This window comes from Pseudokineococcus sp. 1T1Z-3 (genome assembly GCF_037482365.1).
Classification (GTDB): Bacteria; Actinomycetota; Actinomycetes; order Actinomycetales; family Quadrisphaeraceae; genus Pseudokineococcus.
On record NZ_JBBHZF010000012.1, the window covers coordinates 165,955 to 173,722 of the forward strand.

General features: G+C 76.2%; 8 protein-coding genes and 1 pseudogene. 4 read left to right on the forward strand and 5 right to left on the reverse strand.

The features are described from left to right. From WDV86_RS04165 to WDV86_RS04175, 3 genes are all read left to right on the forward strand, one after another. Complete coding sequence (locus WDV86_RS04165; RefSeq protein WP_339566339.1) at positions 1 to 1,200, forward strand: DUF418 domain-containing protein; 1,200 nt, start codon at positions 1 to 3, stop codon at positions 1,198 to 1,200. Between the two features lie 78 nt (positions 1,201 to 1,278). Beyond that, positions 1,279 to 2,703 (forward strand): M20/M25/M40 family metallo-hydrolase, encoded by a 1,425-nt coding sequence (locus WDV86_RS04170; protein WP_339566340.1) that lies wholly within the window; start codon positions 1,279 to 1,281, stop codon positions 2,701 to 2,703. Beyond that, positions 2,700 to 4,160, forward strand: coding sequence for an MFS transporter (locus tag WDV86_RS04175; RefSeq protein ID WP_339566341.1), 1,461 nt, complete (start codon positions 2,700 to 2,702; stop codon positions 4,158 to 4,160). The genes WDV86_RS04170 and WDV86_RS04175 overlap by 4 nt, the downstream gene beginning before the upstream one ends. A gap of 11 nt (positions 4,161 to 4,171) precedes the next feature. On the opposite strand, the gene WDV86_RS04180 is transcribed toward WDV86_RS04175, so the two are convergent. The 3 genes from WDV86_RS04180 to WDV86_RS04190 all read right to left on the reverse strand — a co-directional run bounded on the left by WDV86_RS04180 (position 4,172) and on the right by WDV86_RS04190 (position 6,132). After that, positions 4,172 to 4,801 (reverse strand): TetR/AcrR family transcriptional regulator, encoded by a 630-nt coding sequence (locus WDV86_RS04180; RefSeq protein ID WP_339566342.1) that lies wholly within the window; start codon positions 4,799 to 4,801, stop codon positions 4,172 to 4,174. A gap of 7 nt (positions 4,802 to 4,808) precedes the next feature. Next, positions 4,809 to 5,282: a hypothetical protein gene (locus WDV86_RS04185; protein WP_339566343.1), complete on the reverse strand. Its 474-nt coding sequence runs from the start codon at positions 5,280 to 5,282 to the stop codon at positions 4,809 to 4,811. Positions 5,283 to 5,610: 328 nt separating this feature from the next. Beyond that, complete coding sequence (locus tag WDV86_RS04190) at positions 5,611 to 6,132, reverse strand: GNAT family N-acetyltransferase (RefSeq protein WP_339566344.1); 522 nt, start codon at positions 6,130 to 6,132, stop codon at positions 5,611 to 5,613. Between the two features lie 56 nt (positions 6,133 to 6,188). Here WDV86_RS04190 and WDV86_RS04195 point away from each other — a divergent pair. After that, positions 6,189 to 6,326, forward strand: a pseudogene (locus WDV86_RS04195) (VOC family protein); the annotation flags it as partial. A 23-nt stretch (positions 6,327 to 6,349) separates the two neighbouring features. On the opposite strand, the gene WDV86_RS04200 reads toward WDV86_RS04195, so the two are convergent. Both WDV86_RS04200 and WDV86_RS04205 read right to left on the reverse strand, forming a co-directional pair. Then, a complete protein-coding gene (locus WDV86_RS04200) occupies positions 6,350 to 7,066 on the reverse strand; it encodes a PIG-L deacetylase family protein (RefSeq protein WP_339566346.1) in 717 nt (238 codons plus the stop codon). Positions 7,067 to 7,189: 123 nt separating this feature from the next. After that, positions 7,190 to 7,768, reverse strand: a 579-nt coding sequence (locus WDV86_RS04205) for a helix-turn-helix transcriptional regulator (RefSeq protein WP_339566347.1), incomplete at its 5' end; no start/stop codon positions are given.

The window sequence follows — 7,768 nt, forward strand, 5'->3', positions numbered from 1 at the left end:
GTGAGCACCACGGCACCCCCGCCCCCGCGCCTGGCCCCCACGACGGCGGCCGAGCGCTCGCCGGCCCCGGACCTGGCGCGCGGCGCGGCGCTGCTGGCGATCGCCCTGGCCAACAGCCCGCTGCACCTGACCGACCGCGACCTCGGCCCGAGCGGCCGGCCGGTCGACGGCTCCGGCGCCGACCGGGTCGCCGACGTCGTCGTCGGGCTGCTGGCCGACAACCGCGCCTTCCCGATGTTCACGCTGCTGCTGGCCTACGGCCTCGCGGTGCTGGCCCGGCGGCTGCGCGAGCGGGGGACGCCGTGGCCGCAGGCGCGCTGGGTCCTCCTGCGCCGCACGCTCGTCCTCGGGCTGGTCGGGCTGGCGCACCTGCTGCTGCTCTTCGAGGGCGACGTCCTGCTGGCCTACGGCGTCCTCGGCGTCGCGCTCGTGCTGCTGGTGCTGCGAGCGAAGGAGTCGACCCTCCGGGTGCTGGCCGTCGTCGGCCTCCTGCCCTTCCTCCTCTTCGGCGGGCTCGACGGGCTCTCCGTCGGCGCGGAGCCGCCGCTCGGCGACCTCGTGCCGTCCACGTACCTCGGCGCCGCGCTGCTGCGGGGCGTCACGGCCTTCTTCACCGTGCTCGGGGCGCCCGTCGTCGTGCTCGTCCTCCTCACCCCGGCGGTGCTCGGGGTGCTGCTGGAGCGACGGCAGGTGCTGCAACGCCCCTCCGAGCACGTGCCGGCGCTGCGGCGACTGACGGTCGGTGGCTTCGCCATCGGGCTGCTCGGCGGGCTGCCCCTGGTCCTCGCCTCGGTCCAGGTGATCCAGGTCGGCGCCGTCGCGGACTTCCTCCTCGCGGTGCTGCACGCAGGCACCGGGCTCGCCCAGGCGGTCGCGGCGGCCGCGCTGGCCGGGTGGGTCGTCGCCGTCCGCGAGCGGCGCGCCGGTGGTACCTGGGTCCCGACGGGCGCCTGGGCCGCGCTGACGGCGGTGGGGCAGCGGTCGCTGACGTGCTACCTGCTGCAGTCGGTCGTCATGGTGCCGCTGCTCGCCCCCTGGGGCCTCGGCCTCGGTGTCGGCGCCGGCACCGCCTTCGTCGCCCTGGTCGGCGTCGGCACGTACCTGTTCACGGTCGCGGTCGCGCTCGGGCTGCAGCGCGCCGGCCGCCGCGGCCCGGCCGAGGTGATGCTGCGCCGGCTGGTCTACGGGCGGCCGGGCTGACGCCGCCGTCGTGCGCCGCGGGGGGCAGACCTGGCTCGCAGGGGCCCGTGAGCGACGCCCGGCTCCTACCGTCGGCGCGTGACCGCCACCGCTGACGCCCCCGCCGGAGTGCCAGGAGCCGCCCCCCTGACGCCGCGGCCCGGCGTCGCGGAGCGGCTCGCCCGGATGGTCCGGGTACCGACCGTGGCGGCCGGTGACCCGACGAGCGGTGACCCGACGGAGGACGCCTTCGACCAGCGGGCCGCCTTCCCGGCGCTGCTTGCCGAGCTGTACCCGCTCGTGCACGAGCGGCTGGACGTCGAGACGCTCGTCAGCGGCGACGGCGTGCGGTCGCTGCTCTACCGGTGGGCCGGTCGGGACCAGGCGGCGGACCCGCTGGTCCTCATGGCGCACCTCGACGTCGTCCCCGCGGCGGCGGGGGACGGGTGGACCTACCCGCCGTTCGACGGCGTCGTCGCCGACGGCTGGGTCTACGGGCGGGGGAGCCTGGACGACAAGGGGCCGCTGGCGGTCGTCCTGGAGGCGGTGGAGAACCTGCTCGCCGCCGGGTTCACGCCGGCGCGCGACGTCTACCTGTCCTTCGGCGCCGACGAGGAGGGCGGCGGCACCGGGGCGCAGGCCGCCGTCGCGCGGCTGCAGGAGCGTGGCGTCACGCCGTGGCTGGTGCTCGACGAGGGCGGCGCCGTCGTGACCGCGCCGCTGCCCGGGGTGGCGGGGCAGGTCGCCCTCGTCGGTGTCGCCGAGAAGGGCTTCGCCGCCGTGGAGCTGGCGGCGCGCAGCGACGGCGGCCACGCCTCGGCGCCGCCGCCGCTGACGGCCGTGAGCCGGCTGAGCCGGGCGGTCGACCGGCTCGGTCCGCGCACCTTCCCCGCCCGGATACCGTCGGCCGTCGCGCAGATGCTCGCGCTGCTCGCCCCGACCGCCCGCGGGCCGTGGCGGGCGCTCTACCGCGTCCTCGTCGCCGCGCCGCGGCTCGGCGCCCAGCTCTTCGCCGCGCTCGGCGGGGAGCCGGCGGCCATGGTCCGCACGACCGTCGCGGCGACGATGCAGACCGGCGGGACCGCCGTCAACGTGCTCCCGCCGTCGGCGTCGGTGACGCTCAACCTGCGGCTGGCGCCGGGCGACAGCCTTGACCGGGTGCTCGCGCGGCTGCGCGCGCGCGTCGCCGACCCGCTCGTCGACGTCCGCCTCGTGCAGGGCAACGACCCGAGCCCGACGTCGCCGACCGACGACGAGCGCTTCGCCCTCCTCACCGAGGCGGTCCGCACCTCGCACCCCGACGCGGTCACGGTGCCCTACCTGATGATGGCGGCGAGCGACGCGCGCTACTTCCACCGCGCCTTCCCCGCCGTCTACCGCTTCGCGCCGCTCGCGATGTCCGCGGCGCAGCGTGCCGGCATCCACGGCCTCGACGAGCGGGTCGAGGTCGCCGAGCTGGAGCGCGGCGAGGTCTTCCACCGGACGCTCCTGCTGCGCCTGGCCAGCCCGGCCAGCCCCGCATGAGCGGTCGGCTGACGACGACGCTGACGGGCGTCGTCGGCCTCCTCGTCGTCGTCGAGCTCACGAGCGGGGTGCTGCAGGGCTACTACACGCCGATGCTCAGCGACATCGCGCGCCACCTCGGCATCCACGACGCCGACGTCAACTGGCTCGAGGGCGCCCAGCTCATGCTGTCGGCGCTCGTCGTGCCGGCCTTCGCCAAGCTCGGCGACATGGTCGGCCACAAGCGGATGCTGCTGTGGTCCACGGCCGTCACGGCGCTGGCCTCGCTCGCGCTGCCCCTCACCGACTCCTTCGTCCTCTTCCTGCTGGCCTGGGCGGTGCAGGGCGTCTACGTCGTGTGGCTGCCGCTGCAGGTGGCGCTGGTCTGGTCGCGGGTGGCCGACGCGCCGGACCGTGCGGCCGTCACCGCCGCGGCGGCGGGGCTGCTCGTCGCCGCGCTGCAGCTGGGCGCGATCTCGGGGGCGCTGGCGGGCGGGGCGCTCGTGGACCTGCTGCCGCTGCGGGTCGTGCTGCTCCTGCCGGCGCTGCTCGTGGTGGCGTGCTTCGTCGTCGTGCTCGTCGGGGTCCAGGAGACGCCCGAGCCCGCCGGGGGTCGGCTCGACGTCGTCGGGCTGCTGCTGGTCTCGCTCGCCCTCGCGACCTCCCTCGGCGGGCTCAGCCTCCTGCGCGTCGTCGGCGCGGGAAGCCCCCTGCCGTGGGCGCTCGCCGCGCTCGGGCTGGTGCTGCTCGTGCCCTTCGTGCGGTGGGAGCTGCGGCACGACGACCCCCTCGTCGACGTGCGGATGTTCGCCTCGCCGACGCTGCGCCCGATCTTCCTCACGGCGGGGCTCTTCGGCGTCAGCGTCCTCGGCGCACAGGCGCCGCTGTCGACGTTCGCCCGCACCGACCCCGACGCCGTCGGCTACGGCCTCGGGACGAGCGGCTTCACGACGTCGCTCATCATCGGGCTGTACCTCGTCGCGATGGTCGTCGGCGCCCTGTCCTTCCCCGTGGTGGCCCGGCGGCTGACGCCCCGGGTGACGCTCATGGGTGCCTCGACGTGCGTCGGCGTCGGCTTCCTCGCGCTGGTGCCGCTGAGCGGCGCGTACCTGACCGTGGTCGCGTGCATGGTCGTCGTGGGGCTCGGGTCGGGGGCGCTCGTCGCCGCGCTGCCCGCCGCGGCCGCGAGCGCGGCGCCCCGCCGTCAGACCGGCGTCGCCACCGGCCTGACGAACTCGGTGAAGACGGTCGGCGGGGCCGTCGCCTCGGCCGTCTTTGGGCTGGCGCTGCTGCAGGGTGCCGGCCAGGTGGGGGCGGGCACGGCGGCGGGGGACACGGCGGCGTCCTTCTCCGGCTACGTCACGGTGTGGGTGATGTGCAGCGCCACCGGCTTCCTCGCCGCCGGGCTCCTGGTCCTCGTGCCGAGGCACGCCTTCACCGACGACCCCGAGGTGCTGCCGGCGCCGACGGCAGGGTGAACGACGCGGGGTCAGCCTGGAGGGCGCAGCACCCAGGCGACGTCCTCGCGGAGCACGTCGAGCGCCGTGCCGACGTCGAGCGGCGACGCCGGGCGCAGCATCCCGAGGGCGAGGCCGTCGACGCGCGTGAGCAGCGCCGGGACGGCGAGGGAGACCCGCTCGGCCGGCAGGGCCCCCTCGGTGACGAGCACGGCGAGCCACCCCTCGACCCGCTCGGCGGCGGCCTCGACGAACCCGGCGTAGGTCGCCCTGCCCAGCGGCGTCGCGTGCGGCCCGACGGCGAGGGAGACCATCACCGCCCAGTGGTCGAGCGCGGACGGCAGGTCCTCGGGGTCGGAGGTGACGACGAACTGCTGGAGGCACTCCAGGAGGCGCTCCGCCGCGGGGACGCCAGGGTCGCTGATCCGCCGGTCCTCCAGGTGGGGGTGCAGCTGCCGGCGCGCCAGGGCGGTGACGAGCTGGTCCTGGCTCGGGAACCAGTAGCGCAGCGTGCTGGCGCCGAGGCCGGCCCGCTCGGCCACGGCGCGGACCGAGACCGCCGCCATGCCCTCCTCGGCGAGCACCTGCTCCGCCGCGAGGAGGATCTGCTCGCGCCGGTCGGGGCGGAACGGGGCCCGGCGCCCGTCCTCCTGGGTTCTCACGGGGTCCTCACTCGGTGAAGGCGTAGACGCCGGCCGCCGCGAGCCCGCCGAAGGCGAGCCCCCACACGACGATCGAGATCACCTGCCAGAGGATCACCTGCCGTCGGTCGGCGCCGAAGGCGACGAGCGCGCCGGAGGTGATCTGGCTCGGCAGGACCGTCTGTCCCAGCAGGCTGACGCCCGGCACCCCGAAGCGGTCGAAACGCCGCCGGAGCTTCTCCTGCCGCGCCGACGGCTGCCTCGGCGGCCTGCCCGCGCGCCAGCGCTGCCGGAGGACGTCTCCGAGCGTCACGACGAGCACCATGCTCACCACGTTGCCGACGACCGAGGCCACGACCGCGACGACGAAGGGCACGCCGGCCAGCACGCCGATCGCCGAGCCCCCGTAGCTCTCGACGAACGGGATGGCGCCGCCGACCAGCAGCACCAGCCACTGCCACACGGCGTCCGTCGCCTCGACCCGCTCACGTAGACCGTCCATGCCGGCACTCCTCGTCTCGTTCGCCAGTAGTACGACGTGCTAAAAAGTAGCACGCTGTGCCACAACGATGCGCGCGGTGGTGGAGGTGCCTCCACTGGGTGGGTCACAGGTCATCTGGTGCCCACCCGACTCCGCCGACCCCCGCGTGCCACCACCACCCTGGTCGCGTCGCCGTCGTCGCCCGACCGGGGACGCCCAGCCGGGCGATCAGGCCCAGATCACCCGGCTCCACGTCCCCAGACGCCCTCGCCGCCGCCGCGTGGAGCACGACGACGGGACGACGACGGCGGCCTGACCGCCTGCTGCCCGGCGATGGACCGGGGAAGGGTCAGCCCGGACCCGGTCTGTCCGTCGCCAGGAGCTCCATGAGCAGCCCGTCGGCCCACGTGCCGTCGCTCTGCCGCTCGTAGGCCCGCAGCACCCCCACCGGGCGGAAGCCGACCCGGGCGTAGCAGGCGATCGCGGCCTCGTCGTCGACCGCCGGGTCGATGGTGACCCGGTGGTGCCCGCGCTCGTCGAAGAGGTGGTCGCAGAGGGTCCGCACGGCGTCGCTCCCGTACCCGCGCCGGTGCATGGCCGGGTCGACGAAGAGGTCGACCGACGCCGAGCGGTAGTCAGTGTCCTCTTCCTCGCCGTCCTGCACGAGGCCGACGACCCGGCCGTCGTCGGTCGTGACGACCAGGTGCCGCGCAGGGTCGGCCAGGTCGGCGTCGACCTCCGCGGCGACGTCGTCACCCCGCCACCGACGGTGCACCTCGGGCGTCCGGCGCATGGCGACGACGGCGTCCCGGTCCTCCCGCGTGATCGGCCGCAGGCGGACTCGGGCCCCCCGGATGACGTCGTCGTCCACCGGGCGATGCTGGCACGGCTCCACAGGTGACGTCGTCGCGGCGCGGGAGGATGCTCGTGGCCGCCGAGCACACCCGGCTCGAAGGCCTCGGCGTCCGCCTCGTGCAGCCGCCGGTCGACGCCGGACCCGTCCGCACCGCCGTCCTCGACGACACCCGTGGCAATCTTGTCCAGCTGGTGCAGACGGTGTCCTGAGGACCGCGTGGGTGAGCCAGCCTTCACTCCTTGAGCACGAGCCGCCGCACGAGGACGGCGGTCTGGACGCCCTGGCGCGCACCCGTCTCGCCCGCACCCTGGCGGAGCATCTCCTCGGGCGTGCCGCCGAGCACGTCCCAGTAGGTCTCGTGCGCGCGCAGCGACTCCATCCCGCGGTCCGTCGTGGCGCTCGTGTCGACGGCGTGCGTCGGCTCAGCGTCCATGACCCACACCAGCTCTCGGACGTCGTGCGGTTCCAGGCCCTCGTCGAGCAGGTGGCGGTGCACCCACCGGTTGCCGGCGTCGCGGACGGCGTCGAGCAGCACGCCGGCGACCGCCCGGTGGTCGGCCTGGTCGGGCTGACCGCCCCAGTCGTTCGTCGCGGTGGCGACGACGACGTCGGGCCGCACGCGCCGCACGGCCCGCGCGATCACCGCGCGCATCGGCACGTCCGGCTGCAGCACGCCGTCCTGCAGGCCGCCGAAGGTGACGTCGTCGACGCCCACGACGGCGCACGCCCGTCGCTGCTCGCCCTCGCGCAGCGGCCCGGACTCTTCCGGCGCGATGGTGTCGATGCCGGCCTCGCCGCTCGTCAGCAGCAGGTAGGCGACGCGCTTGCCCTGGTCGGTCCAGCGCGCGACGGCCGCCGCGGCGCCGTACTCCAGGTCGTCGGGGTGGGCGGCGACGGCCAGGGCCGTCGACCAGTCCTCGGGCAGGAACGGCAGGGCGTCGTCAGGCACGGCGACAGGTTCTCGCGAGCGGCGGCTCGCGGCCAGGCGATGCCCGTTCCGCCGGGCCCGAGGGTGCCCCCGGGCGCGGACTGCGCGGGCCGGCGCGCCGTCCGCTGCGCCCGGGGCTCGCGCTCAGCCCTCGGGGACCCCCTGGCCCGAGCCGGCGCCTGTCGCCGCCAGCACCCGGCGCGCCGCCGCGGCGACGTCGGCCAGCAGCTCGGGCGTGGCGCGGACCTCGTACGAGACGCCCTCCGGCAGCCACGCCAGCGCCGAGAGCACCTGCGCCGCCGACGCGCCACCGACCGGCCAGACGCACCGCTCGTCTCCCTCTGCCCGCGCCTCGCCGGCCCAGCCCCCGAGGTGCGCCTGCAGCGCCGCGAGCGGCAGGTCGACGACGACCTCCGCCGTCGCCGGCGAGCGGCGCCAGCGCAGGGCCTCCGCGACGACGGCGGCCGGGTCGCCGCCCGGCACCTCGCGCCGCGGGTCGCGCACGCCGAGCCGCAGCAGCCGTGAGGTCCGGTCGACCCGGAAGGTCCGCCAGTCCTCCCGGCCCCGGTCCCAGGCCAGGAGGAACCACGACCGGCGCGAGGCGACGAGCGCCGCCGGCTCGACGGACCGCTCGCTCTCCCCGCCGTCGCCGGCGACGTAGTGGAACCGCACCCGCTCGCCGTCCCGGCAGGCGAGCGCCAGCTCGCCGAGGACGTCGGGCCG

Bases quoted from the DNA above. Each gene is read 5' to 3' on its own strand.
- WDV86_RS04175 (WP_339566341.1), top strand. From the start codon at position 2,700: ATGAGCGGTCGGCTGACGACGACGCTGACGGGCGTCGTCGGCCTCCTC.
- WDV86_RS04185 (WP_339566343.1), bottom strand. From the start codon at position 5,282: ATGGACGGTCTACGTGAGCGGGTCGAGGCGACGGACGCCGTGTGGCAG.